This is a genomic window from Streptomyces sp. NPDC030799 (genome assembly GCF_055572255.1).
On sequence record NZ_JBVIDS010000001.1, the window covers coordinates 323,231 to 349,903 of the forward strand.

Annotated in this window: 20 protein-coding genes; 15 read left to right on the forward strand and 5 right to left on the reverse strand. The window is 71.7% G+C overall.

Annotation, left to right across the window (positions count from 1 at the left end):
* Nucleotides 1-73: 73 nt before the first annotated feature.
* Both ACZ41I_RS01380 and ACZ41I_RS01385 read right to left on the reverse strand, forming a co-directional pair.
* Nucleotides 74-1,684 carry an NADH-ubiquinone oxidoreductase-F iron-sulfur binding region domain-containing protein gene (locus tag ACZ41I_RS01380; RefSeq protein ID WP_399772058.1) on the reverse strand — a complete coding sequence of 537 codons (1,611 nt, stop codon included), beginning with the start codon at nt 1,682-1,684 and terminating at the stop codon, nt 74-76.
* The gene (locus ACZ41I_RS01385; protein WP_399772056.1) at nt 1,681-2,991 is read right to left on the reverse strand and encodes a cytochrome b/b6 domain-containing protein; all 1,311 of its coding nucleotides are present in this window, start codon (nt 2,989-2,991) and stop codon (nt 1,681-1,683) included. The genes ACZ41I_RS01380 and ACZ41I_RS01385 overlap by 4 nt, the downstream gene beginning before the upstream one ends.
* A gap of 457 nt (nt 2,992-3,448) precedes the next feature.
* On the opposite strand from ACZ41I_RS01385, the gene leuS reads away from it, so the two are divergent.
* The 8 genes from leuS to holA all read left to right on the forward strand — a co-directional run bounded on the left by leuS (nt 3,449) and on the right by holA (nt 14,172).
* Nucleotides 3,449-6,319, forward strand: coding sequence for a leucine--tRNA ligase (gene leuS, locus ACZ41I_RS01390; RefSeq protein ID WP_363220074.1), 2,871 nt, complete (start codon nt 3,449-3,451; stop codon nt 6,317-6,319).
* Nucleotides 6,320-6,492: 173 nt separating this feature from the next.
* A complete protein-coding gene (locus ACZ41I_RS01395; RefSeq protein ID WP_399772052.1) occupies nt 6,493-7,137 on the forward strand; it encodes a hypothetical protein in 645 nt (214 codons plus the stop codon).
* Nucleotides 7,138-7,206: 69 nt separating this feature from the next.
* Nucleotides 7,207-8,052: a DegV family protein gene (locus tag ACZ41I_RS01400; RefSeq protein ID WP_399772049.1), complete on the forward strand. Its 846-nt coding sequence runs from the start codon at nt 7,207-7,209 to the stop codon at nt 8,050-8,052.
* Nucleotides 8,053-8,172: 120 nt separating this feature from the next.
* Nucleotides 8,173-9,183, forward strand: a complete 1,011-nt coding sequence (locus ACZ41I_RS01405; RefSeq protein ID WP_468512895.1) for a ComEA family DNA-binding protein — start codon at nt 8,173-8,175, stop codon at nt 9,181-9,183.
* Nucleotides 9,180-11,930 carry a ComEC/Rec2 family competence protein gene (locus ACZ41I_RS01410; protein ID WP_468512896.1) on the forward strand — a complete coding sequence of 917 codons (2,751 nt, stop codon included), beginning with the start codon at nt 9,180-9,182 and terminating at the stop codon, nt 11,928-11,930. Before ACZ41I_RS01405 ends, ACZ41I_RS01410 begins: the two co-directional genes overlap by 4 nt.
* 26 nt (nt 11,931-11,956) lie before the next feature.
* Complete coding sequence (locus tag ACZ41I_RS01415; protein WP_468512897.1) at nt 11,957-12,793, forward strand: arylamine N-acetyltransferase family protein; 837 nt, start codon at nt 11,957-11,959, stop codon at nt 12,791-12,793.
* 55 nt (nt 12,794-12,848) lie between these two features.
* Nucleotides 12,849-13,094, forward strand: coding sequence for a hypothetical protein (locus ACZ41I_RS01420; RefSeq protein WP_363217919.1), 246 nt, complete (start codon nt 12,849-12,851; stop codon nt 13,092-13,094).
* A gap of 88 nt (nt 13,095-13,182) precedes the next feature.
* A complete protein-coding gene (gene holA / locus ACZ41I_RS01425) occupies nt 13,183-14,172 on the forward strand; it encodes a DNA polymerase III subunit delta (RefSeq protein ID WP_363217918.1) in 990 nt (329 codons plus the stop codon).
* Between the two features lie 372 nt (nt 14,173-14,544).
* Here holA and rpsT read toward each other — a convergent pair whose 3' ends face one another.
* Nucleotides 14,545-14,811: a 30S ribosomal protein S20 gene (gene rpsT, locus ACZ41I_RS01430; protein ID WP_089106790.1), complete on the reverse strand. Its 267-nt coding sequence runs from the start codon at nt 14,809-14,811 to the stop codon at nt 14,545-14,547.
* 226 nt (nt 14,812-15,037) lie between these two features.
* On the opposite strand from rpsT, the gene lepA reads away from it, so the two are divergent.
* The 5 genes from lepA (at nt 15,038) to ACZ41I_RS01455 (ending at nt 22,671) form a co-directional block, all read left to right on the forward strand.
* The gene (gene lepA / locus ACZ41I_RS01435) at nt 15,038-16,912 is read left to right on the forward strand and encodes a translation elongation factor 4 (RefSeq protein WP_399772037.1); all 1,875 of its coding nucleotides are present in this window, start codon (nt 15,038-15,040) and stop codon (nt 16,910-16,912) included.
* Nucleotides 16,913-17,183: 271 nt separating this feature from the next.
* Nucleotides 17,184-19,058 (forward strand): AMP-dependent synthetase/ligase, encoded by a 1,875-nt coding sequence (locus ACZ41I_RS01440; RefSeq protein WP_399772033.1) that lies wholly within the window; start codon nt 17,184-17,186, stop codon nt 19,056-19,058.
* A gap of 208 nt (nt 19,059-19,266) precedes the next feature.
* Complete coding sequence (locus tag ACZ41I_RS01445) at nt 19,267-21,090, forward strand: SpoIIE family protein phosphatase (protein WP_468513075.1); 1,824 nt, start codon at nt 19,267-19,269, stop codon at nt 21,088-21,090.
* A gap of 27 nt (nt 21,091-21,117) precedes the next feature.
* Entirely contained in the window at nt 21,118-22,350 is a 1,233-nt protein-coding gene (hemW, locus tag ACZ41I_RS01450; protein ID WP_468512898.1) for a radical SAM family heme chaperone HemW, read from the forward strand.
* A 99-nt stretch (nt 22,351-22,449) separates the two neighbouring features.
* Nucleotides 22,450-22,671, forward strand: a complete 222-nt coding sequence (locus ACZ41I_RS01455; protein WP_399772029.1) for a hypothetical protein — start codon at nt 22,450-22,452, stop codon at nt 22,669-22,671.
* Here the strand turns inward: ACZ41I_RS01455 and ACZ41I_RS01460 are convergent.
* Nucleotides 22,649-23,461, reverse strand: a complete 813-nt coding sequence (locus tag ACZ41I_RS01460; RefSeq protein ID WP_468512899.1) for a DUF3097 domain-containing protein — start codon at nt 23,459-23,461, stop codon at nt 22,649-22,651. The two genes, ACZ41I_RS01455 and ACZ41I_RS01460, sit on opposite strands and share 23 nt — an antisense overlap.
* Before the next feature lie 34 nt (nt 23,462-23,495).
* A complete protein-coding gene (locus ACZ41I_RS01465) occupies nt 23,496-24,218 on the reverse strand; it encodes an MBL fold metallo-hydrolase (protein ID WP_468512900.1) in 723 nt (240 codons plus the stop codon).
* Between the two features lie 162 nt (nt 24,219-24,380).
* On the opposite strand from ACZ41I_RS01465, the gene hrcA reads away from it, so the two are divergent.
* Together hrcA and dnaJ are read left to right on the forward strand one after the other, a co-directional pair.
* Nucleotides 24,381-25,397, forward strand: coding sequence for a heat-inducible transcriptional repressor HrcA (hrcA, locus tag ACZ41I_RS01470; RefSeq protein ID WP_363217912.1), 1,017 nt, complete (start codon nt 24,381-24,383; stop codon nt 25,395-25,397).
* The gene (gene dnaJ, locus ACZ41I_RS01475; protein WP_363217911.1) at nt 25,398-26,534 is read left to right on the forward strand and encodes a molecular chaperone DnaJ; all 1,137 of its coding nucleotides are present in this window, start codon (nt 25,398-25,400) and stop codon (nt 26,532-26,534) included.
* The last annotated feature ends 139 nt before the right edge of the window (nt 26,535-26,673 follow it).

The window sequence follows — 26,673 nt, forward strand, 5'->3', positions numbered from 1 at the left end:
GGCGTGTTGCGCGCGGACACGGTCGAACGCAGGGGCGGGTCACCCGGCCAGGGTGACCCGCCCCCACGTGTGCTCAGCGGCCGAGAGCGCGCCGGCCGCGGCCCTGGGAAACGACCGGCAGGTTCCGGGAGGGCGCCTGCCCGCGCGTGTCCTCCTCGATGCGCAGGGCGAGCGCCGGGCAGCGGCGCACCGCCCGCAGCGCCTTCGCCTCCGCGTAGCGCGGCACGTGCGCCTGGGCGACGGTCGGGAAACCGTCGGCACCGAGTTCGAACACCTCGGGGAGAATGTCGGCGCACAGTCCGTGGCCCCGGCACAGCGTCCAGTCGACGTAGATCTTCTGGCGGCTGCCGCCGGTCTCCTCGGGCTCTGTGCCGCCCGGGATGCCCGTAGGGGCCTTGCCTCCCTCGAAGAGCGGCAGAACGCCCTCCACGGGCCGTCCGCAGCCGTTTCCGAGGACATGCGCGGCCAGGTCGTCGGTGAACGCCTTGATGGTCGACTCCAGGAACATCGCCGAGCCGTCCGGATGCGAACACGCGCCACGGCGCTTGACGTTCTTCGCGACCTGCTTCAGCGCCTCCAGGGCGGCCGGTCCGCCGCCGTTGAGGATGTCCTCCAGCCCGCGCGCCGCGGCCGGCAGTCCGAGGTAGCAGGGGCCGCACTGGCCGGCACTCTCCTCGGCCAGCCACTGCGCCACCCGCAGCGACTCGCCCAGCGGGCAGGTCTCCTGGCTGATCGGCAGGATCGCGCCGGCGCCCAGCGAACCGCCCACCGCGTCCAGCGAGTTGCGGGAGACGATCGCCTCGTTGACGGTCGCCGCGTCGATCCACTTGCCGTGGTAGCCGCCGGTCAGCACGCCCTGCGGCACCGGCGGGGCGCCCGCCAGCTGCAGCACGTAGCGCAGCGGCACGCCCGTGGGGACCTCGATCACCATCGGGCGGGCGACCGCACCGGAGACCGTGAGCATGACGGTGCCCGGCTCGTCGTACAGGCCGGTGTTGCCGTAGCGCTCGGGGCCGATGCGGGCGGCGATCGCCAGCTGCGCGAACGTCTCCGCGTTCGACAGCAGCGTGGGCGCGCCGCCGACCCCGCTCTGCGAGGCACTGATCTTGCGGCCGGGCGGGATCGCCGGGCCGCCGTCGACCGAGCGGATCAGCGAGGCGGCGGCCCCGGTGACCATCCGCACAGGATTGCGCTGCACCCACGCGCGCAGCGCCGATCTACGGCTGTTGCTCAGCCCGCGTTCGGCCAGCGCGGCCTCCATGGAGCGCTGTGTGGACTCACGCGTGACGCCGATCACGAGCGTTCGTGCGCCGAGCGCCTCGGCGCACAGCAGCGCGCCGTCCAGGATCAGGTGCGGGGCGCGGTTGATCAGCACCGTGTCCTTGCGGCAGGCCGGTTCGTCCTCGCTGCCGTTGACCACGACGACCGGCCGCACGCCGCGCTTGATCGCCGACTCGGCGACCGAGCGCAGCTTCTTGTGGAAGGGGAAGCCCGCGCCGCCGCGGCCCTTCAGATTGATGCGTTCGGCGAGCTGCGCGAGCTGCTCGCCGCCGAGCGGGTCGAGCGGCCCGTGCACCTTCAGGTGCATGGGCAGATCGAGTCGTTCCACAAGGTCGAAGCCCGACGTGAGCTGGGGAAGGCCGACCACGCGGACTTCGGGGACGTCGGGCAGGGCCTCGTTCACTTAAAGCCTCCGGACGGCATGTTCCAAGGTTCGCCCGAACCCGGTGCGTCGAACGCGCCGGGCAGCGTTTCGGTAGCGGGACCGCTGTTGTACGTGTCACTCGGGTTGTACGCGCCGTAGAAGCCGTTTGTCTCACGGGTGTCGTACATGTCACTTCCGCCGTAGCCGGCGGAGTCCGCATTGCCGTAGACCGGGATGGTCTGCCCGGTGTCCTGGAGCGGGTCGTACGCGGACGGCGGAGCCTCACCGACCGGCGGCGGGGAGGGGATGGGCCAGCTGCCCGAGGTGCTGGAGGGGCCGTCCACGCGCGGGACGGCCCCCGTGGCCTGCAGGTCCAGCGGCAGGTCCATGCGGGCGGTCTGGCCGGCCGCGTACGGCTGCTGGGTGCGGCCCGGGGTGGAGACGGCGCGGTAGGCGGCGGCGAAGCCGGATGCGGGTTCCGCGGCGGGGGCGGCGGCGAAGCCCGATGCGGGTTCCGCGGCGGGGGTGGCCGGGGACTGGTACAGCGGCGCGGAGGGAGCGGCTGCCGCCCTGGGCTCGCGTCGGCCCTCGAAGCCCGCCGTCGCCGGCTCGGCCGCCCGGGCACGGCTGGCGTCCAGCCCTTCGAGCCCCGGCCGCTCCGAGCTGCCGAAGAGCGCCACCAGTCGGTCTGCGACCTTGCGCTTGACCGGGCGGGGGGCGGCGCGCAGCGCGAGGGCGCCCATCACACCGAGCAGGGAGAGGCTGTAGAGGATCACGAAGATCGGCTTGGCCGAGCGACCCGCGTAGAGGCCGTGGATCAGCGCCGCACACCAGGCCGGGTAGGCCAGCATGTGCATGGCGCGCCAGCGGGCGGCGACAGGGGCCGGGGCGGCGAAATTGCTGCGCAGGGCGCCGGTGACACCCACGAAGATCATCAGCAGGCCCGCCAGCGAGCCCAGTCCGATCAGGCCGCCGATTCCGGTGACGCCGAGCGAGAAGGGGATGATCGCGGCGATCACCTGGGTGTGGCCGAGCGCGACCTTCGTGGTGATGTGCAGCAGCAGGAACGCGATCGAGGCCACCGCCGTCGTGCGGTGCACCGCCTGGCCGACGATCCGCTGCCGTGTGTTCAGGAAGATCCGGTCCTGGGCGAACAGGCCCCAGATCACCGAGCAGCTGAGCGAGACGAGGGAGAGCACGCCCGCGCCGAAGTTCAGGAAGTCGCGGAACTGGTTGCCTCCGACCAGTACGACCACGGGTATGAGCAGCAGGACGGCAGCCGACGCCACCCCATAGGCCGAGCGGCCCGGTTTGGGAAGGGAGCTGGTACTACGACGAGGGTTCATGGGGGCAACTCCGAGCAGTTTCGGGAAAGCGGTCCCGCTGCCGAACTCTAAGTGGCGCCATACCGATCAGTACGGGGTTTGAGTTATTGCGTTGTTATCAACGGACGATGTGACTGGGGTGATGTCCCTTAGGGGACGGTACGCGAAGTAATCCTTGACCTTTGTTCAGTTCCGGCGGGGCTTCCTGGCATGTCCACAAGGGATACGGAAGCGCGTCGCGGCTTGCTCAAGCCGTCCCCGCCTCCCCGAGGTCGTCGCGGCCGGCTCGGGGCCTGCGGTACCCTAGCGCCATGCGTGCCGTACGCCTTCTGCTTAGCGGGCCGCGCTGATCAGTACCGACCCCCGGTCGAACCGCGAGGTCGGCATCGGCGCGGCGTCCCCTCCTGTGCGAGGGGTTTTTTCGTTTCTTTGAATGTCACAGCCGCAGGCAGAGACGATCGATGGAGCTTTGAGGATCATGAGCGAGACGAACCCCGCTGCCGCCGAGGTGGCGGCGCCGCACCGCTACACGGCCGCCATGGCGGCCGAGATCGAGGCACGCTGGCAGGACTTCTGGGACGCCGACGGCACCTACGCGGCGCCGAACCCCAAGGGCGACCTGGCCGGCGACGCCGAGCTGGCCGCCAAGCCCAAGAAGTTCATCATGGACATGTTCCCGTACCCCTCGGGTGCGGGCCTGCACGTCGGCCACCCCCTGGGCTACATCGCCACCGACGTCTTCGCCCGGTTCCAGCGCATGACCGGCCACAACGTCCTGCACACCCTGGGCTTCGACGCCTTCGGCCTGCCCGCCGAGCAGTACGCCGTGCAGACCGGCACGCACCCGCGCGTGTCCACCGAGGCCAACATCGAGAACATGAAGGCCCAGCTGCGCCGGCTGGGCCTGGGCCACGACAAGCGCCGCTCGTTCGCCACGATCGACCCGGACTACTACAAGTGGACCCAGTGGATCTTCCTGCAGATCTTCAACTCCTGGTACGACGAGGAGGCGCGGAAGGCCCGCCCGATCTCCGAGCTGATCAGCCAGTTCGAGTCCGGTGAGCGTGCGATTCCGGGCACCACGCGCGCGTGGAACGAGCTGAGCGCCACCGAGCGCGCCGACATCCTGGGCGAGTACCGCCTGGCCTACGCCTCCGACGCGCCCGTCAACTGGTGCCCGGGCCTGGGCACCGTGCTGGCCAACGAGGAGGTCACCGCCGACGGCCGCTCCGAGCGCGGCAACTACCCGGTCTTCAAGGCGAACCTGCGCCAGTGGAACATGCGTATCACCGCATACGCCGACCGGCTGCTGGAGGACCTGGAGGAGCTGGACTGGCCCGAGGCCATCAAGCTGCAGCAGCGCAACTGGATCGGCCGCAGCGAGGGCGCCCGCGTCGACTTCCCGATCGACGGCGAGCGCATCACGGTCTTCACCACCCGCCCGGACACCCTGTTCGGCGCGACCTACATGGTGCTGGCACCCGAGCACCCGCTGGTCGAGAAGTTCACCCCCGAGGCGTGGCCCGAGGGCACGCACGCGGTGTGGACCGGCGGCCACGCCACCCCGGCCGAGGCCGTCGCCGCGTACCGCGCGCAGGCCGCGTCCAAGTCCGACGTCGAGCGGCAGGCCGAGGCCAAGGACAAGACCGGTGTCTTCATCGGCGCGTACGCGACCAACCCGGTCAACGGCGAGCAGGTCCCCGTCTTCATCGCCGACTACGTCCTGATGGGCTACGGCACCGGCGCGATCATGGCCGTCCCGGCGGGCGACCAGCGCGACTTCGAGTTCGCGCGCGCCTTCGAGCTGCCGATCCACTGCATCGTCGAGCCGACCGACGGCCGTGGCACCGACACCTCGACGTGGGAGAACGCCTTCGCGTCGTACGACGCGAAGATCATCAACTCGTCCAACGACGACATCTCGCTGGACGGCCTGGGCGTCGCCGAGGCCAAGGCCCGCATCACCGCGTGGCTGCAGGACAAGGGCATCGGCGAGGGCACCGTCAACTTCCGCCTGCGCGACTGGCTGTTCAGCCGCCAGCGCTACTGGGGCGAGCCCTTCCCGATCGTCTACGACGAGGACGGCATCGCCCACGCGCTGCCCGAGTCGATGCTGCCGCTGGAGCTGCCCGAGGTCGAGGACTACAGCCCGCGCACCTTCGACCCGGACGACGCGAACACCCAGCCCGAGACCCCGCTGTCGCGCAACGAGGAGTGGGTCAACGTCACCCTGGACCTGGGCGACGGGCCGAAGAAGTACCGCCGCGAGACCAACACCATGCCCAACTGGGCGGGTTCCTGCTGGTACGAGTTCCGCTACCTGGACCCGCACAACGAGCGGCAGCTGGTCGACCCCGAGATCGAGCAGTACTGGATGGGCCCGCGCGAGGGCCTGCCGCACGGCGGTGTCGACCTGTACGTCGGCGGCGCCGAGCACGCCGTGCTGCACCTGCTGTACGCGCGCTTCTGGTCCAAGGTCCTGTACGACCTGGGCCACGTCTCGTCGGCCGAGCCGTTCCACAAGCTGTTCAACCAGGGCATGATCCAGGCCTACGTCTACCGCGACAGCCGCGGCATCGCGGTACCGGCCGCCGAGGTGGAGGAGCGCGACGGCGCCTACTACTACCAGGGTGAAAAGGTCAGCCGTCTGCTGGGCAAGATGGGCAAGTCCCTGAAGAACGCGGTGACCCCGGACGAGATCGCCGCCGAGTACGGCGCCGACACCCTGCGCCTGTACGAGATGGCCATGGGCCCGCTGGACGTCTCCCGCCCGTGGGACACGCGCGCGGTCGTCGGCCAGTTCCGGCTGCTGCAGCGGCTGTGGCGCAACATCGTCGACGAGACGACCGGCGAGGTCACCGTCACCGACGCCGAGCCGGACGAGGAGACCCTGCGTGCCCTGCACAAGGCGATCGACGGCGTCCGCCAGGACCTGGAGGGGCTGCGCTTCAACACCGCCATCGCCAAGGTCACCGAGCTGAACAACCACCTGACCAAGGCCGGCACCGCGGTGCCGCGGTCCGTGGCCGAGCCGCTGGTGCTGCTGGTCGCCCCGCTGGCGCCGCACATCGCCGAGGAACTGTGGCGCAAGCTGGGCCACACCGACTCGGTCGTCCACCAGGACTTCCCGGTCGCCGACCCGGACTACGTCGTGGACGAGACCGTGACCTGCGTCGTGCAGATCAAGGGCAAGGTCAAGGCCCGTCTGGAGGTGCCGCCGGCCATCTCCGAGGAGGAGCTGGAGAAGGTGGCCCTGTCCGACGAGAAGGTGGTCGCGGCGCTGGGCGGCGCGGGCATCCGCAAGGTGATCGTCCGGGCGCCCAAGCTGGTGAACATCGTTCCGGCGTGACGCGCATCGGTACGGCGCAGTCAGGGTGCTGGTGACCGGACGCCGGGTACGACGGGCGTCAGGGTAGTCCCCTACGGGCAGGTTCGGGGTTCTTCCGGAACTCCGGGCCTGCCCGCTGCGTTTACTGTGGAAGGCGCAGCGGCGAGCGCCGCGCCGGCCGGAGGAGGAGCGTCGTGGAAGCAGTGATCGCCGTGTTCGCCCTGCTCTTTCTGCTCTTCATCGGCCTGGGCGTGTACGCCACGGTCAAGGCGGTCGGCGCCGCCAAGCGCGGGGTGGACCGGAGGATCGAGCAGGCCCGCCGCACGGTCGAGGACCACACGCTGCGCGCCAAGTCCTTCGTCCAGGTCGGCCCGGCCGCCGAGATCGCGCACCTGCGGCTCTCGCTGCGCACCTCCATGCGCGCAACCCAGGACGCCCTGCACGCGGGCGCGGCAGAGGACGAGTCCCTGAAGGAGTCCCTCGGCCTCTTCGAGCGCCTCAGCGCGCACGGGCACGAGCTGGACGCGGACCTCAGGCGCCTGGAGTCGGAGCCGGACCGGACCGAGGTCACCGCGCGGCTGCCCGAGCTGCGCGGGCGCACCGAGCGCATCACCAAGTCGGCGGACTCACTGCGCTGGGCCGTCCGCGACCGCGCGCGCCGCTTCGTCGACGACGACCTGGGCGCGCTCAGCGACCAGATAGACATCGAGGCCGACGCCCTGCGCCACTGGACCCCCGCCGGCTCCGCCGAGGGGCAGCAGCCGGAGGCGATCGCCCCGTCGTCGCCCCGCCCCGCCCACCTCTGGCAGAAGAGGCCCCGCCCCGAGAGCACCACCTGAGCGGCCGTCCGGCCCGCACCCCAGGGGCCGGGCTGCCGCGTGCGCGCCACGGCAGGTAACCTCCAGCTCATGTCCCGCCATGTCGCGATCGTCACCGATTCAACGGCCTACCTGCCGCCGCGGACGATGGAGCGTCACGGCATCACAGCGGTGCCCCTGACCGTGGTCCTCGGCGACCAGGCACTCGAAGAGGGCACCGAGATCTCGACGCGCTCGCTCGCCCAGGCACTGCAGAAACGCCGCCCTGTCACGACCTCCCGACCGAGCCCCGAGGTGTTCGCGGAAACCTACCGCAGGGTCGCCGAGTCCGGCGCGAGCGGAATCGTCTCCCTGCATCTGTCCGCCGAGCTGTCGGGCACCTACGACGCGGCGGTCCTCGCGGCGCGCCAAGCGCCGGTGCCGGTACGGGTGGTGGACACCGGGATGGTGGCGATGGCCCTCGGCTTCTGCGCGCTCGCGGCGGCCGAGACCGCGGAGGCGGGCGGCACCGTGGACGAAGCCGTCACGGCCGCCGAGAAGCGGGCCGCGGGCACGTCCGCCTACTTCTACGTCGACACCCTCGACTATCTGCGCCGCGGCGGTCGCATCGGAGCCGCACAGGCCCTGCTCGGATCCGCGCTCGCCGTCAAACCCCTGCTCCAGCTGGACGGCGGCCGTATCGAACTGCTCGAGAAGGTCCGTACGGCGTCCAAGGCCATCGCCCGGCTGGAGGAGATCGCCGCCGAGCGGGCGGGCGGCGCCGAGGTCGACATCGCCGTCCACCATCTCGCGGCCCCCGACCGTGCCGCCGCGCTTGCCGACCGGCTGCGGGAACGGGTGCCGGGCCTGGCCGACCTGCATGTCAGCGAGGTCGGGGCGGTGATCGGGGCACACACCGGTCCCGGGCTGCTGGGAGCAGTGGTCTCCCCCCGCTGATCTTCGTTCGCAGGCTGACCGTTCACTCGTACGGGTGGCGGAGTTGTCCACAACCGGGCGGTCGTCCCCGGGAATTGACCAAGATCATCGCGAATCGGCGGGATGTTCCATCCTCGTCGCATGGCACTTCGATCACGTACACGCACAGCCACGGCGACCAGCGGCCCCGGCCGCGGTCCCGCCTCCGACGGTCGTACCCGTCACCGCCGCGGCGTCGACCACCGTCGCTCCCGCCACCGCCCGCCGGCGTCGGCCGAGGAACTGCGCCGCCGGGCGGAGCTCCTCTTCGGTGAACGAGCCGTGCGATGGCGGGAGTCGGGGAACGGACCCCCGGACGGGGAGAGCCCCGGGTGTCCGTCGACCGACACCGAGCCGGCGCCGGAACCCGAACCTGCCGGCACCACGCACGCGTTGCCGTCCCGGGAGCCCGTCGGCCCCGGTTGGCGGGAGCGGGCCGGGCTGGCGTTGCGGGAGCGGATGCCGGTCCGGTTGCAGGCGCGGTTCGCAGTGGAGCGGCGCGGAGTCGTGGCGCTCTCCGTGGTCCTCGTGGCCGCCGCGGTGTTCGCCGCCCAGCACTTCTGGGCCGGGCGGACGGAGTCCGTCAGCGCCCCTCAAGTGGTGCGTGCGCGGACTCCCTACGCCCAGAAGGAAGATGACGCGAAGGCCGGTGCGCGAGCGGGTGCGTCGCCGACACCCGGCGGACAGATCGTCGTGGACGTCAGCGGCAAGGTCCGCAAACCGGGGATCCGGCGATTGCCGGCCGGTTCCCGGGTGGCGGACGCGCTGCGGGCGGCCGGCGGTGTCCGTCCGGGCGTGAGTACCGACGGGCTCAACCGGGCCCGTTTCCTGGTCGACGGAGAACAGGTCGTCGTCGGCGCGCCCGTCGGGCCGGCACCGCCCCCCGGACCGGCCGCCGGGCCGGCGGCTGCGGGCCCGGCGGCACCCGTCTCCCTCAACACGGCCACGGCGGACCAGCTCGACACCTTGCCCGGGGTCGGCCCGGTGCTCGCCCGGCACATCATCGACTACCGCACCCGGCACGGCGGTTTCCGCTCGGTGGACGAACTGCGCGAGGTCAACGGCATCGGCGACCGCCGCTTCGGCGATCTACGGAATCTGGTACGGCCATGAGCCGGGTGATCGACAGCGGGCCGGCGGGACGGGGGAGGCCCGGAGTGCTCGCGGATGCCGGGCCAGGAGGCCGACGGCCGGAGGACGGGGGATCCGCGGATGCCGTGGTCCGTGACTCCGAGGGGAACGGGACCGTGCGCGGCGACCGGGCCGGGACCACGGACCTGCGCCTGGTACCGCCTGCGCTCGCGGCCTGGGCCACGGCGGCCCTGTCACTGGACGCACCGGCGGCCTGGACGGCCGGTATCGCGGTCGTCTGCCTGGTGGGCGGGATCGTTGTGCTGTCGGCGCGCCGGCCCGCCCGGTCCGGACGGCTCGCACGGACCAGGCGGGGCGGATCGAGGACGCAGGGCGGACGGACGCTCCAGCGGTTCGTGTGGGCCCGTGCCTCGATCGCCGCCGTGCTGCTCTGCGTCGCCGCGGCAGCCGTCGCTGCCGGACTGCACGGGGCGGATGTCCGGCGCGGGCCGGTGCCCGAGCTGGCCCGCCGGTATGCGACCGTGACCGCCGAGGTCGAGGTGAGCGGCGATCCCTGGCTCAGCCGGCCACGGGTACGAGGTGATCACGCGGCGCCGGTGGCGGTACTGGCCCGGGCGGAGGTGCGGCGCGTCGAGCGGACCGACGGGACGAGCGTGCGGACGCGGACTCCGGTGCTGCTGGTCGTCGACGCGGACGTTCCGGCGCCGGAGGGTGCTGCCCGGAACGGCGGTCCGGCGGAGGAGGGCGCGGCGGGGGCCGGGATCCGCGGCACGCGGGGTGCGCGCGAGGCCTGGCTCCGGTTGTTGCCGTCCACGCGGTTGCGGGTGGGCGGACGGCTGGCGCCCGCGCTGACCGGCGGGGACCGGTCCGCGGCCGTGCTGCGGGTGCGTGGCCGGCCCGGGCCGCGGATCGTGGCGGGCCCCAGCGGACCGCAACGGCTCGCGGGACGGCTCAGAGCCGGGCTGCGGGAGGCGACCGGCGATCTGCCGGGGGACGCGCGGGCGCTCCTTCCCGGGCTGGTCGTCGGGGACACCTCACGGATCACGCCCGAGCTGGACGACGCGTTCAAGGAGACGGATCTGGCGCACACGCTCGCCGTGTCCGGCAGCAACCTCACCATCCTGCTCGCGCTGCTGATCGGGCCGCCGGGACTGGCCCAGCGCGTCGAGCGCCGCGGCCTGGCCCCGCGCCTGGGGCTCTCACTGCGGGGGACTGCGCTGCTCGCCGGAGCGCTCACGCTGGGCTTCGTGGTCGTGAGCCGGCCCGACCCCAGCGTGCTGCGCGCCGCCGCCTGTGGCGCGGTGGCACTGCTCGCCCTGGCCACCGGGCGCCGCAGATCCCTGGTCCCCGCACTGGCCACGGCCGTCCTGCTGCTGGTGCTCTACGACCCCTGGCTGGCCCGCAGTTACGGCTTCCTGCTCTCCGTGCTGGCCACCGGCGCGCTGCTGGTGGTGGCACCGGGCTGGAGCGAGGCGCTGAGGCGGCGCCGGGTGCCGCCGAGGGTCGCGGAGGCGCTGGCGGCGGCCGCCGCGGCGCAGGCGGTGTGCGCCCCCGTCACGGCCGTGCTGTCGGCGCGGGTGAGCCTGGTGGCGGTGCCGTGCAACCTGCTGGCCGAGGTGGCGGTGGCACCGGCCACCGTGCTCGGGTTCGCGGCGCTCGTGACGGCGCCGCTGGCGATGGCACCGGCCAAGGCGCTGGCCTGGTGCGCGAGTTGGCCGGCCGGATGGATCGCCGAAGTGGCCCGGACAGGGGCGGCGCTGCCCGGAGCGGGAGTGGGCTGGCCGGGAGGCTGGCCGGGAGCGCTGGCGCTTACGGCGGTCACCGTGGCCGTCGTCCTGGCCGGCCGGCGATTGCTGCGGCACCCGTGGTGGACCGGGGTGCTCGCGGTGCTGCTGGTGCTGGTGGTGGTGCGGCCGGCCCCATTGACCCGGGTGATCACCGGCTGGCCGCCGCCGGGCTGGCGGTTCGCGATGTGCGATGTCGGACAGGGGGATGCGACCGTACTGGCGGCGGGCGAGGGAGCAGGGGTGGTCGTGGACGCCGGGCCCGATCCGGTGCTGGTCGACCACTGTCTGCGGCAGCTGGGCATCACGCGCGTCCCGTTGCTGGTGCTGACCCATTTCCATGCCGACCATGTGGCGGGGCTGCCCGGTGTCCTGCGGGGCCGTTCGGTGGCCGCGATCGAGACGACCGGCTTCGAGGAACCCGCCGACCAGGCCGAGTTCGTCAGAAGGGAGGCGGCGGCGCGGCACATTCCGGTGACGCGGGCCGTCGCGGGTGAGGAACGGCGTACCGGACCGCTCTCCTGGCAGGTCCTGTGGCCCCCGCCGAGCACCCGGCCGCCGTCCGACCCGCAGTACCCGGCGTGGCCGGGCCCGCTGCCGGAGCCGGACGGACCGAACGACGCCAGCGTCGCGATGCTGGTCCGTTCGCGCGGACTGCGGCTGCTGTTGCTGGGCGACCTCGAACCGCCGGCCCAGCAGGCGTTGGCGCGGTCACCGGTGGCGGCCGAGCTGACCGGTGTGGACGTACTGAAGGTGGCCCACCACGGCTCGGCCTATCAGGACCCGGAGCTGATACGGCTGGCGGCTCCCCGGGTGGCGCTCATCAGCTGCGGTGCCGACAACCCGTACGGACATCCGGCTCCGGCGACCGTGGCCGGGCTGCGGGCGGGCGGCGCGCTGGTGCTGCGCACCGACCGGGACGGGGAGCTTGCCGTCGGCGGGACGGGAGGGACCGGTGGGGAAGTGCGGGTGGCCAGAGGCTGAGACCGGGGTTCGCCCAGACTGGGTCCATGGACTCACACCAGGTCGACGACTGTCTCCGCCGGATCGGGGCCGAGCGCCCGCAGCGGCCCACCGGGCGGGCCCTGCGTGAGCTGCACCTGCGGCATCTGCAGAGCGTTCCCTTCGAGAACCTGTCCATCCACCTCGACGAGGAGATCCTGCTGGAGGAGGAGTGGCTGCTGGACAAGGTGACAGGACGCGGGCGGGGAGGCTTCTGCTACGAACTGAACGGCTTGTTCGGCGCGTTGCTCACCGCGCTCGGCTACGGGGTGGAACTGCTCGCGGCCCGCGTGTACGACGACAAGGGGCGGCTCGGGATCCCGTACGACCATCTCGCCCTGCGGGTGCGGACGGTGGAGGGGGACACCTGGATCGCGGACGTCGGGTTCGGGGCGCACAGCCACTATCCGCTGAGCTATGCGGAACGGGCGGAGCAGGTCGACCCCGGCGGGGTGTTCCGGGTGGCGGAGGCCGGGCCGGACGCGGCCGGGGTGCCCGGCGGCGGCTCGGCGGGGGCCGGGGACCTGGACGTCCTGAGGGACGGCAGGCCGCAGTACCGGTTGGAGACCCGGCCCCGGGTGCTCGGGGACTTCGTGGCCGGGGCCTGGTGGCACAGGACCTCGCCGTTGTCGCACTTCACCCAGTCGCTGGTCTGCTCACGGGTCACCGAGGACGGAGGGAGGATCACGCTCAGCGGGCGTGTGCTGAAGACGACGGCGGCCGACGGGAAGCGGGAGACACGGGAGTTGGAGACGGACGAGGAGGTGCTGACCGTGTACCGGGAGCGGTTCGGGATCGAGCTGGACCGTGTGCCGACGGTGCGGAACCGGAATCCGACCCCCTGAGCCGGTGCCGAGTCCCCGGCGGTTCGGTTCCCGTGCGGTGCCGGAGAATGGGCCCGTGAGCGATGTGAGACACGTGCTGGTGCTGCCCGACCGGGATGCTGCCGAGGAGGCGGCCGAGGCGCTGGGGGAGCGGTTCGGACTGGACGAGGAGCCGCAGCTCGTCCGGGACGCGCTGGCCGGCGAGGACGATGCCGAGGATGCGCAGTGGCTGCTGGTGCTGCGGGACGAGCGGGGCCGGCTGGATCCGGCGGCGCTGGATGCGTTCGCGGGGGAGTGGGACGGCTGGCGCGAGGAGCCGTGACCCAGCGCCGCCTGCCCGCAGCCGAGCGAGTACGGCTGTCCGCGCCTGTACGGGCCCGTTGTCAGTGCCTCGTGGGATGCTGTGCGTGATGGCCAGGAAGACTGCGAATGACGACCCTCTCGCCCCGGTGACGCTCGCCGTGGGCCAGGAGGACCTCCTGCTCGACCGTGCCGTGCAGGAGGTGGTGGCCGCCGCCAAGGCCGCCGACGCCGACACGGACGTACGCGACCTCACCCCGGACCAGTTGCAGCCCGGCACGCTCGCCGAGCTCACCAGTCCTTCGCTCTTCGCCGAGCGGAAAGTCGTGGTCGTACGCAATGCGCAGGACCTGTCCGCCGACACGGTCAAGGACGTGAAGGGGTATCTCGGGGCGCCCGCCGAGGAGATCACGCTCGTGTTGCTGCACGCGGGCGGGGCGAAGGGCAAGGGGCTGCTGGACGCCGCGCGCAAGGCCGGGGCCCGCGAGGTGGCCTGCCCGAAGATGACCAAGCCGGCGGACCGGCTGGCCTTTGTGCGCGGTGAGTTCCGGGCGGCGGGGCGGTCGGCGACGCCCGAGGCCTGTCAGGCACTGTGCGACGCCATCGGCAGCGATCTGCGGGAGCTGGCCTCGGCGGTGTCGCAGCTGGTCGCCGACGTGGAGGGGACCATCGACGAGGCCGTTGTCGGGCGGTACTACACCGGCCGGGCCGAGGCCTCCAGCTTCACGGTCGCCGACCGGGCCGTGGAGGGGCGTACGGCGGAGGCGCTGGAGGCGCTGCGGTGGTCGCTGGCGACGGGCGTGGCGCCGGTGATGATCACCAGTGCGCTGGCCCAGGGCGTACGGGCGATCGGGAAGCTGTCCTCCGCGCGCGGGGGGCGGCCGGCCGATCTGGCGCGGGAGCTGGGGATGCCGCCGTGGAAGATCGATCGGGTGCGGCAGCAGATGCGGGGGTGGACGCCGGACGGTGTCGCGGCGGCGCTTCGGGCCGTTGCGGAGGCGGACGCGGGGGTGAAGGGCGGCGGCGATGATCCCGAGTACGCGTTGGAGAAGGCGGTTGTGGTGATTGCCCGGGCCGCACGGTCCCGCGGGCGCGGGTAGCCGGTCCCGGGGTTCCGCCCCTTCGTCCCGGGCCGTTCCGGAGGTTCCGCCCGGACCGCGCCGGGGCTTCGCCTTGGATCCGAGATGGAGGTTCCGCCCCGGATCTGCGCCGGAGGCTCCGCCCTTGCCCCCGCCGGAGGCTTCGCCCCGGCCCCCCGCAAGAGCTTCGCCCCGGGAGGCGCCTGACCCTCGTATGACGAGAACCCCGGCGCCCGCCCTGGGGAAGGGAAGGCGCCGGGGTTCTCGGTTCAAGCTGTCGAGCCCGTTCCCGCGTGGCGAACGCAGGCCGCGAACAGGCTCTGGGGTGCCGGTCGGGAGCGGATGAGAGAGGGCCCGCTCTGGGTCCTTCCGGCGGTCAGATCAGAAAGGAGTTCAGCCCTTGAGGGACGCGACCTTGGAAGCAAGCGCCGACTTCTTGTTGGCGGCCTGGTTCTTGTGGATGACGCCCTTCGAGACGGCCTTGTCGAGCGCACGCGCGGCAGCGCGCTGCAGCTCGGTGGCCTTCTCGACGTCACCCGCGGCAGCGGCCTCACGGGCCTTGCGGACCGCGGTCTTCAGGGAGGACTTGACGGCCTTGTTGCGCAGCCGAGCCTTCTCGTTGGTCTTGATCCGCTTGATCTGGGACTTGATGTTCGCCACGAAGGAGCCTTTTCAGGTTCTGGTGCGGGGCCGCGAAGGTCCCGTACCGGTGATCCAAAATTTCTCTGACGTGCCTCGCGCTGAGAGGGCATGAGGCACAGCCACCTACAGTACCAGTGGCCCTGCGAGCGGCCCAAAACGGTAGCCGGTCCCTTCGCGTGGGACCATGGAGACTACGTATCGATCCGACCCGAGGCATAAGGCGCCTCAAGAGACAGGACCCTGCGTGCCCGCGACCCCTAACCATGTGCCCGAGCCGAGCCGTACCGACCCGGCTCTGATCCGCAATTTCTGCATCATCGCGCACATCGACCACGGCAAGTCCACGCTCGCCGACCGGATGCTCCAGCTGACCGGGGTGGTCGAGCAGCGGCAGATGCGTGCTCAGTACCTCGACCGGATGGACATCGAGCGCGAGCGCGGCATCACGATCAAGTCCCAGGCGGTGCGTCTGCCCTGGGCCCCGACCGAGGGCCCCGACCAGGGCACGACCCACATCCTCAACATGATCGACACCCCGGGGCACGTCGACTTCACCTACGAGGTCTCGCGGTCGCTCGCCGCCTGTGAGGGGACCATCCTCCTCGTCGACGCCGCCCAGGGCATCGAGGCGCAGACCCTCGCCAACCTCTACCTGGCGATGGAGAACGACCTCACGATCATCCCCGTCCTCAACAAAATCGACCTTCCCGCGGCCCAGCCCGAGAAGTTCGCCGAGGAGCTCGCCAACCTGGTCGGCTGCGACCCGGAGGACGTGCTCAAGGTCTCCGCGAAGACCGGTCTCGGCGTGGACGCGCTGCTGAACAAGGTCGTCAAGGAGATCCCGGCGCCGGTCGGGGTGGCCGACGCGCCCGCCCGCGCGATGATCTTCGACTCCGTGTACGACTCGTACCGCGGTGTCGTGACGTATGTCCGTGTCATCGACGGCCAGCTCAACAAGCGCGAGCGCATCAGGATGATGTCCACCGGCGCCACGCACGAGCTGCTGGAGATCGGCGTCAACTCGCCCGAGATGCTCCCGGCCGACGGCCTCGGCGTCGGTGAGGTGGGCTACCTCATCACGGGTGTGAAGGACGTCCGCCAGTCCAAGGTCGGTGACACCGTCACCAGCCAGAGCAAGGGCGCCACGGAGGCCCTCGGCGGGTACAAGGACCCCAAGCCGATGGTCTTCTCCGGGCTGTATCCGCTCGACGGCTCCGACTACCCCGAGCTGCGCGAGGCGCTCGACAAGCTGCAGCTCAACGACGCCGCGCTGGTCTACGAGCCGGAGACCTCCGCCGCCCTCGGCTTCGGCTTCCGCGTCGGGTTCCTCGGCCTGCTGCACCTGGACGTGATCCGTGAGCGCCTGGAGCGCGAGTTCGGCCTCGACCTGATCGCCACCGCTCCCAACGTGGTCTACCGCGTGGTCATGGAGGACGGCAGCGAGCACACGGTCACCAACCCGAGCGAGTTCCCCGAAGGCAAGATCAACGAGGTCTTCGAGCCGGTCGTGCGGGCCACCATCCTCGCGCCCACCGAGTTCATCGGCTCGATCATGGAGCTGTGCCAGACCCGGCGCGGCACCCTGCTCGGCATGGACTACCTCTCCGAGGACCGTGTCGAGATCCGCTACACCCTCCCGCTCGCGGAGATCGTCTTCGACTTCTTCGACCAGCTGAAGTCCAAGACCCGCGGCTACGCCTCGCTGGACTACGAGCCCACCGGCGAGCAGACCAGCTCCCTGGTCAAGGTCGACATCCTGCTGCACGGCGACAAGGTGGACGCGTTCTCCGCGATCACCCACAAGGACCAGGCGTACGCGTACGGCGTGCGGCTCGTCGCCAAGCTCAAGGAGCTGATCCCGCGGCAGGCCTTCGAGGTGCCGGTGCAGGCCGCCATCGGCTCCCGGGTCATCGCCCGCGAGACCATCCGCGCCATCCGCAAGGACGTCCTCGCCAAGTGCTACGGCGGTGACATCTCCCGTAAGCGGAAGCTGCTGGAGAAGCAGAAGGAAGGCAAGAAGCGGATGAAGATGGTGGGTTCCGTGGAGGTTCCGCAGGAAGCCTTCATCGCCGTCCTGTCCAGCGATGACAGCGCGGGGTCGGCCAAGGGCAAGAAGTAACCGTCGGTAACAACCGGTGGCGTCCCTAAAAAGGGCACGCGGGGGCCTGTCGTACGAAAGTGCGGTGGGCCCCTACGCGTGCGTAGCGTCGCTCTGCGTGGAAAGTGACAGGCCGAAGCCCCTTACGCAGCGGCCGGTCGCGGCTTACTCTGATCCCTGCTCGATAGTTACTCGCGAGTTAAACAACAGCGAAGCAGCAGCACGAACCCCCACCGTGAGTTAACCCAGCCGCACCGAGTCAGCCGCACCGTCGCGGGCCCCGGAGGATGTCGTGAGCGACACACAGACCCTGATCGAGAACCGTCCGCCGTCCGTGGCGGCCCTCTTCCTGGAGCGCGTGGCGGCCACACCGGACGCCGAGGCCTACCGCTATCCGGTGCCCCCCGCGTCCGGCCAGGGCCCCGACGACTGGAAGTCGCTCAGCTGGGCGCAGGCCGCCGAGCGGGTGTACGCGATCGCGGCCGGCCTCATCGAGCTGGGCGTGCAGCCCGAGCAGCGCGTGGCGCTCGCCTCGTCGACCCGGGTCGAGTGGATCCTCGCCGACCTCGGCATCCTGTGTGCCGGCGGCGCGACGACCACCATCTACCCGCAGACCAACGCGGACGAATCGGCCTTCATCCTCTCCGACTCCGAGAGCCGGGTGCTGATCGCCGAGGACGCGGCCCAGGCCGCCAAGGCCGTCGAGAAGCGCGCCGAGCTGCCCGACCTCACCAAGGTCGTGGTCATCGACCCGGCCGGCGCCGAGACGAGCGACTGGGTGATCACCCTCGCCGAGCTGGAGCAGCGCGGCGTCGCCTACCTGGAGACGCACCCCGAGCTGATCAAGGAGCGGGTCGGCGCGATCACCAAGGACCAGCTCGCCACCCTCATCTACACCTCCGGCACCACCGGCCGCCCCAAGGGAGTCAGGCTCCCGCACGACAACTGGGCGTACATGGCGAAGGCGATCGCCGCGACCGGCCTGATCAGCGGCGAGGACGTGCAGTACCTGTGGCTGCCGCTCGCGCACGTCTTCGGCAAGGTGCTCACCTCCGGCCAGATCGAGGTCGGCCACGTCACCGCCGTCGACGGCCGGGTCGACAAGATCATCGAGAACCTGCCGGTGGTGCAGCCGACGTACATGGCGGCCGTGCCCCGCATCTTCGAGAAGGTCTACAACGGCGTCGCCGCCAAGGCCCGCGAGGGCGGCGCCGCCAAGTACAAGATCTTCCAGTGGGCCGCCGAGGTCGCCCGCGAGTACGCCAAGGTCAGCCAGGACAACTTCCGGCGCACCGGAACCCACGCCGTGCCGTTCGGCCTCGCGGCCAAGCACAAGGTCGCCGACGCCCTCGTCTACGGCAAGCTCCGCGACGCCTTCGGCGGCCGGCTGCGCGCCTGTGTCTCCGGCGCCTCGGCGCTCGCGCCCGAGATCGGCTACTTCTTCGCCGGCGCCGGCATCCACATCCTTGAGGGCTACGGCCTGACCGAGTCCTCCGCGGCCTCCTTCGTGAACCCCGGCGAGGCCTACCGCACCGGCACGGTCGGCAAGCCGCTGCCCGGCACGGAGGTGCGCATCGCCGACGACGGCGAGATCCTGCTGCGCGGCCCCGGCATCATGGAGGGCTACCACGGGCTGCCCGAGAAGACCACCGAGGTGCTGGAGTCCGACGGCTGGTTCCACACCGGTGACATCGGCGAGCTGTCGCCCGACGGCTACCTCCGCATCACCGACCGCAAGAAGGACCTCATCAAGACCTCCGGCGGCAAGTACGTCGCTCCGGCCGAGGTCGAGGGCCAGTTCAAGGGCGTGTGCCCGTACGTCTCCAACATCCTGGTGCACGGCGCAGACCGGAACTACTGCACGGCCCTCATCGCCCTGGACGAGATCGCGATCCTGGACTGGGCCAAGGAGAACGGGCTGGAGGGCCGGCCGTACGCCGAGATCGTCGCGGCGCCGCAGACCGTCGAGATGGTCGACGGGTATGTGCGGCAGCTCAACGCCGGGCTGCAGAAGTGGCAGACCATCAAGAAGTTCCGGCTGCTGCCGAGGGATCTCGATGTGGAGCACGGGGAGATCACGCCGAGCCTGAAGCTGAAGCGGCCCGTGGTGGAGCGGGAGTACAAGCACCTCATCGACGAGATGTACGCCGGGACGCGGGAGGCCTGACGCGGTCTCGAAGGGGTGGCTGGGGACTGCCGGCGGCTGCGGATGCGTCGTGGTTGTTCGCGCCCACGCGGCGGAGCCGCATATCGGGCAGAGCCCCGCGCCCCTGGGTAAGTTGAGCTCACCGGCGTTCGAAAGTGGTCGTCTTCTGCCCACTTCAGTGACTCAGCGCTTATAGGTGCCCCCTGTCTGTCACCCTGGCCGCATGGACATGGCGGCCATACCCACGCAGCGGGAGAGTGAGCCCAGGGCTCGGGAGGTGCACGGGCGTACCACGCTGCCCGGAAGTCCTCTCGCGCCCGGCTCGGCCCGTGCGCTGGTGCGGGCAGCGCTGGCCGAGGCGCCCGAGGTCTCGGCGCGGCTCGTCGACGACGCCATGGCCGTCGTCAGCGAACTGGTCACCAATGCCGTCGTGCACGCCGGTACGGACGTGGAGGTCGTCTGGCGGCTGGAGGAGAGCGGCGCGTTCACCGTGGAGGTGGGCGACCAGCATCCCTGCCGCGCCCCGCGCGACTCCCCGGGCGGCGAGGGGGCGTACGACACCCCCGAGTACGGGCGCGGCCTGCGGCTGGTCACCACGCTCGCCGAGTCCTGGGGCGTCACCTACCGCGCCGGCGCCAAGACGGTCTGGGCGCGGCTGCCCCCGGGCGGCGTGACGGACGCGGACACACCCGCGCCGGACGCGGCCCTGGAGGTGGCCGAGGACCTGGTCCCGCAGCCGCACCGCGCGGGCGGTGACCGGGACTGGCTCGGCCGGGGCGCGCTGTCCTTCCTCGCCGAGGCCTCCGACCTGCTCGCCGGTCAGCTGGACGAGAACCTGGTGACGGCCCTCACCGGCCAGCTCATCGTGCCCCGGCTCGCCGACTGGTGCGCGGTGTGGCTGGAGGACGAGGCGACCGTGCGCGGCGGCGCGGGCGGCGGCCCCGACCGGGTCTGGCACGCCAGCGAGAACCGCATCGAGGAACTGCGCTGTGCCCTGGAGAAGGAACCGCCCTGCCCGCGCGACGGGCTGCGCTCCGGCCCCGAGGCGTACCCGTGGCCCGGCCACGCGCTCGGCCCGCAGGGCACCGACGGCACGGCGCTGGCGTACCGGCTGATCGCGGGCGGCCGGCCGCTCGGCACGCTGGTCCTCGGCCGGTGCGGGCTGCTCGGCTTCCCCGACGAGGTCACCGGGCTCGTGGAGGACCTCAGCCGCCGGGTGGCCCTCGCCATCGGAGCGGCCCGCCAGTACGCCCGCCAGGCCACCATCAGCGCCGTCCTGCAGCGCGGCCTGCTGCCCGGCGCGGTCGCCGAGATCCCCGGCGTGAGCAGCGCGCTCGTCTACGAGCCCTGCGACAAGGGCGGTCCCAGCGGCGACTTCTACGACCTGTTCCCGGCCGGCGACGGCCGCTGGTGCTTCGCCGTAGGCGACGTCCAGGGCAAGGGTCCCGAGGCGGCGGTCGTGATCGGCCTCGCCCGCCCCTGGCTCCGCCTGCTCGCCCGCGAGGGCTACCGGGTCGCCGATGTCCTCGACCGGCTCAACCAGCTCCTCCTGGACGACGCCACCGAGGCCGCCGACGCCGCCGCCCGCGCCCTCGTCGCCGCAGGCGGACGGCCCGTGGCCCCCGGGGACGGCCCGCAGACCCGCTTCCTCTCCTTGCTCTACGGCGAGCTCACGCCGTACGAGGGCGGCGGCGTCCGCTGTACCCTCGCCTCCGCCGGCCACCCGCTGCCGCTCGTCCTGAGCCCCGACGGCACCGTACGCACCGCGGCCCGCCCGCAGACCCTGCTCGGCGTCGTCGAGGACGAGACCTACACCAGCGAGACCGTCGACCTGCGGCCCGGCGACAGCCTGCTGTGCGTCACCGACGGGGTGACCGAGCGGCGCTCCGGCTCCCGCCAGTTCGACGACGCCGACGGGCTCGCCCGCGCCCTGTCCGGCTGCGCCGGGCTCAGCGCCGCACTGATCGCGGAAAGGATCCGGCGGCTCGTCCACGACTTCGGGGGCGGGCAGCCGGAGGACGACCTGGCACTGCTGGTGCTGCAGGCGGAGTAACCGCGCCGGTGCTGGACAATGGAAGGCATGCCTTCCGCTCTCCCCGACGGCGAGCCCGTCCCCGCCGACGGCGCGCTGCCCGCGCACGCGCTCGCCGGGGCCGCCGCCCGCCCGCTCGGCTTCTACCTGCACGTCCCGTACTGCGCGACCCGCTGCGGCTACTGCGACTTCAACACCTACACCGCGACCGAGCTGCGCGGCACGGGCGGTGTGCTGGCGTCCCGCGACAACTACGCGGACACGCTGACGGACGAGATCCGGCTCGCCCGGAAGGTGCTCGGCGACGACCCGCGCGAGGTCCGTACGGTGTTCGTCGGGGGCGGTACGCCCACACTGCTGGCCGCCGACGATCTCGTACGGATGCTGGGGGCGATCCGCGACGAGTTCGGGCTGGCGCCGGACGCGGAGATCACGACGGAGGCGAACCCCGAGTCGGTGGACCCGGCGTACCTCGCCACGCTCCGGGAGGGCGGCTTCAACCGGATCTCCTTCGGCATGCAGAGCGCGCGGCAGCATGTGCTGCGCGTGCTCGACCGCACGCACACTCCCGGGCGTCCCGAGGCGTGTGTGGCCGAGGCGCGCGCGGCGGGCTTCGAGCACGTCAACCTCGACCTGATCTACGGCACCCCGGGCGAGAGCGACGACGACTGGCGGGCCTCGCTGGACGCGGCGATCGGTGCCGGTCCGGACCACGTCAGTGCGTACGCGCTCATCGTCGAGGAGGGCACGCAGCTCGCCCGCCGGATCCGCCGGGGCGAGGTCCCGATGACCGACGACGACGTGCACGCCGACCGCTATCTGATCGCCGAGGAGACCCTGTCCGCGGCGGGCTTCGACTGGTACGAGGTCTCCAACTGGGCCACCTCCGAGGCGGGCCGCTGCCTGCACAACGAGCTGTACTGGCGCGGCGCCGACTGGTGGGGGGCCGGTCCCGGGGCGCACTCGCACGTGGGCGGGGTGCGCTGGTGGAACGTGAAGCATCCGGGGGCGTACGCGGCGGCACTCGCCTCCGGCCGGTCACCGGGGGCGGGTCGTGAGCTGCTGTCGGAGGAGGACCGCCGGGTCGAGCGGATCCTGCTGGAGCTGAGGCTGTGGGAGGGGGTGCCGCTGTCCTTGCTGAAGGAGGAGGGGTTGGCGGCGTCCCGGCGGGCGCTGGGGGAGGGGCTGCTCCAGGAAGGTCCGTACGAGGAGGGGCGGGCCGTGCTGACGTTGCGGGGGCGGTTGCTGGCGGATGCGGTGGTCAGGGACCTGGTGGATTGATCACTCGGGCGGGTGAATCACAGCCGGACGCCGGTTCGGCCCCCAACCTGGTTCGTAGGCTGCCGCTGACAGTATGCGGTGAATGTAGAGGCCACGGAGATGACCGCTGTGGACGAACGTGGAGTCGCAGAGTTCTTCGAGGGTTTTGAGCCGCCTGACGGGCTCAAAGCGGAGCTTCTGCGGGGGGAAGGACGTGCCAACTACCGGGCGCAGTACATCGAGAAGTTCGGCCGGCCGCTGATGCTGGATGTCCTGGGTGTCGAGCTGAAAACCAGCGAGTTCGGAACCTTCCCCGACGTCAGGCCCCACCGCTACCCGTGACGAAGTCGATCAGCTCCTCCACCCTCCCCAGCAACTCCGGCTCCAGGTCCTTGTAGGACCCCACCCGCTTCAGGATCGCCTGCCACACCGCCCCGGTGTTCTCCGACGGCCAGCCCAGCGCCCGGCACACCCCCGTCTTCCAGTCCTGCCCCCGCGGGACCATGGGCCACGCCTCGATCCCCAGCGCGGCCGGCTTCACCGCCTGCCAGATGTCGATGTACGGGTGACCGACCACCAGCGCGTGCTCGCTGGTCACCGACTCCGCGATCCGCCATTCCTTCGTGCCCGGCACCAAGTGGTCCACGAGGACACCCAGGCGGGCGTCCGGACCCGGGGCGAAGGACGACACGATCGACGGCAGGTCGTCCACGCCCTCCAGGTACTCCACCACCACGCCCTCGATGCGCAGGTCGTCGCCCCACACCTTCTCGACCAGCTCGGCGTCGTGCCGGCCCTCGACGTAGATGCGGCCGGCGCGGGCCACGCGGGCGCGGGCGCCGGGGACGGCGACCGAACCGGAGGCCGTACGGGTGGGCCGTACCGGACCGCCGGAAGGCCTCACCAGCGTCACCACGCGCCCCTCCAGCAGGAAGCCCCGCGGCTCCAGCGGGAACACCCGGTGCTTGCCGAAGCGGTCCTCCAGCGTCACCGTGCCCGCCTCGCAGCGGATCACCGCCCCGCAGAACCCGGTACCGGGCTCCTCCACCACCAGGCCGGGCTCCGCCGGTACCTCCGGCACCGGCTTCGGCTTCTTCCACGGTGGGGTCAGGTCGGCGGAGTACTGGCGCATTCGAGTGACGATAGGAGAAGCCGTACGGCCGCGCTCACGACACGCCGAAACGCGTGGCCAGCTCGTCGCGTTGCCGTCGCACGAACCCCGCGTCCACCACCGCTCCGTGACCGGGCACGTACAGCGCGTCCTCGCCGCCCAGGGACAGCAGGCGGTCCAGGGCGTCCGGCCAGCGGGACGGGACCGCGTCCGGGCCGGCCTGGGGTTCGCCGGACTCCTCGACGAGGTCGCCGCAGAAGACCACCTCCGGGTCCCCCGGCACCAGCACCACCAGATCGTGGGCCGTGTGCCCCGGGCCCACGTTGGCCAGCAGCGCCTGGCGGCCGTCGCCGAGGTCCAGCGTCCACTCGCCGGAGACCGGATGCCAGGGCGGGACCAGCGCGTCCACCGCCTCGTCGGCGTCCGCGACCGGCAGGCCGTTCCTGATCGCGTCCAGGCGCAGTTCCTCCCGCTCGTACGCGAAGACCGCGTCCAGGCCCACCGCGCCGTACACCTCCGCCCCGGCGAACGCCGCAGCCCCGAAGACATGATCGAAGTGGGGGTGGGTCAGCGCGAGATGGGTCACACGGCCGCCGGTCAGTTCCTCGGCCTGTGCCCGCAGCCGCGCGCCCTCGGCCAGACTGGAACCGGCGTCCACCATCAGGGCCGTACCGGCCCCGAGGACCAGCCCGGCCGTGCAGTCCCAGCCCGCGAGGCGGCAGCGCCCGACCCCGGCGGCAAGCCGCTCCCACCCCAGCTCTTCCCAAGTCACCGTCATACCGCGACGCTAGCTGCACAGGCCGCCGCGACCGCACCGACCTTGCCCCGGGTGTACCCGACAGCCGTACACTGGGCCCGGGAACGCTGGCACTCGCGTGCGAAGAGTGCCAGGCGGACGAACCGCGGAACAGAGGGGACGACGTGCTGGAGGTGCGCGCGAATGCTGAGTGAACGCAGGCTTCAGGTACTGCGCGCCATCGTCCAGGACTACGTCGGCACCGAGGAGCCGGTCGGGTCGAAGGCCCTGACCGAGCGGCACAACCTCGGGGTCTCCCCGGCCACCGTCCGCAACGACATGGCGGCCCTGGAGGACGAGGGGTTCATCGCGCAGCCGCACACCAGCGCGGGGCGCATCCCCACCGACAAGGGCTACCGGCTGTTCGTGGACAAGCTCGCGGGCGTGAAGCCGATGACCGCGCCCGAGCGGCGGGCCATCCAGAACTTCCTGGAGGGCGCCGTCGACCTCGACGACGTCGTGGCGCGCACGGTACGGCTGCTCGCGCAGCTGACCCGGCAGGTCGCCGTCGTGCAGTACCCGTCCCTGACCCGGTCCACCGTCCGGCACGTGGAGCTGCTCTCGCTCGCTCCCGCGCGCGTGATGCTCGTGCTGATCACGGACACCGGACGGGTCGAGCAGCGGATGGTCGACTGCCCGGCGCCCTTCGGCGAGGCTTCGCTCGCCGATCTGCGCGCCCGGCTGAACAGCCGGGTCGCGGGCCGCCGGTTCACGGACGTGCCGAGGCTGGTCGAGGACCTTCCGGAGGCCTTCGAGGCCGAGGACCGCGGTACGGTCTCGACGGTGCTCTCCACTCTCCTGGAGACGCTCGTCGAGGAGAACGAGGAGCGGCTGATGATCGGCGGCACCGCCAATCTCACCCGCTTCGGGCATGACTTTCCCCTCACGATCCGACCCGTGCTGGAGGCCCTTGAGGAGCAGGTCGTGCTCCTCAAGCTCCTCGGCGAGGCGAAGGATCCGGGCGTGACCGTGCGCATCGGGCACGAGAACGCCCACGAGGGGCTCAACTCCACCTCGGTGGTGTCGGTGGGCTACGGTTCGGGCGGCGAGGCGGTTGCCAAGCTCGGCGTGGTCGGACCGACCCGCATGGACTACCCGGGAACGATGGGAGCGGTACGCGCAGTGGCACGGTACGTCGGACAGATCCTGGCGGAGTCGTAAGTGGCCACGGACTACTACGCCGTTCTCGGCGTGCGCCGCGACGCGTCGCAGGATGAGATCAAGAAGGCGTTCCGTCGGCTCGCGCGCGAGCTGCACCCGGACGTCAACCCGGATCCGAAGACCCAGGAGCGGTTCAAGGAGATCAACGCCGCTTACGAGGTGCTGTCGGACCCGCAGAAGAAGCAGGTCTACGACCTCGGCGGCGACCCGCTCTCGCAGTCCGGCGGTGCCGGTGCGGGCGGCTTCGGGGCCGGCGGCTTCGGCAACTTCTCCGACATCATGGACGCGTTCTTCGGTACGGCGTCGCAGCGCGGGCCGCGCTCGCGCACCCGGCGCGGCCAGGACGCGATGATCCGGATCGAGGTCGAGCTGGACGAGGCGGCCTTCGGGACCACCAAGGACATCCAGGTCGACACCGCGATCGTCTGCAACACCTGCAACGGCGAGGGCGCGGCACCCGGTACGACCGCCCAGACATGTGACATGTGCCGTGGCCGTGGCGAGGTCTCGCAGGTCACCCGGTCCTTCCTGGGCCAGGTCATGACGTCGCGTCCCTGCCCCCAGTGCCAGGGCTTCGGCACCGTGGTCCCGACCCCGTGCCCGGAGTGCGCCGGTGACGGCCGTGTCCGTTCCCGTCGCACGCTCACCGTCAAGATCCCGGCCGGTGTCGACAACGGCACACGGATCCAGCTCGCCGGTGAGGGCGAGGTCGGGCCCGGCGGCGGTCCGGCCGGTGATCTGTACGTCGAGATCCACGAGCTGCCGCACCCGACGTTCCAGCGGCGCGGTGACGACCTGCACTGCACGGTCACGATCCCGATGACGGCGGCGGCGCTCGGCACCAAGGTGCCGCTGGAGACCCTGGACGGCATGGAGGAGGTCGACATCCGGCCCGGCACCCAGTCCGGCCAGTCGATTCCGCTGCACAACCGGGGCGTCACGCATCTGCGCGGCGGCGGCCGGGGCGACCTGATCGTGCACGTCGAGGTGCAGACCCCGACCAAGCTGGACCCCGAGCAGGAGCGACTGCTGCGCGAGCTGGCCAAGCTGCGCGGCGAGGAACGGCCGCAGGGCCAGTTCCAGCCGGGGCAGCAGGGGCTGTTCAGCCGGCTGAAGGACGCGTTCAACGGTCGTTGACGCGAGCTGCGGGGTGGCCGGGGGTCCGGGGGTTGGCCCCCGGGCAAGCACAGTCAGCCGGGGCAGCAGGGGCTGTTCAGCCGGCTGAAGGACGCGTTCAACGGTCGCTGAGACAGGGCGTACGGGGTGCTTCGGCACC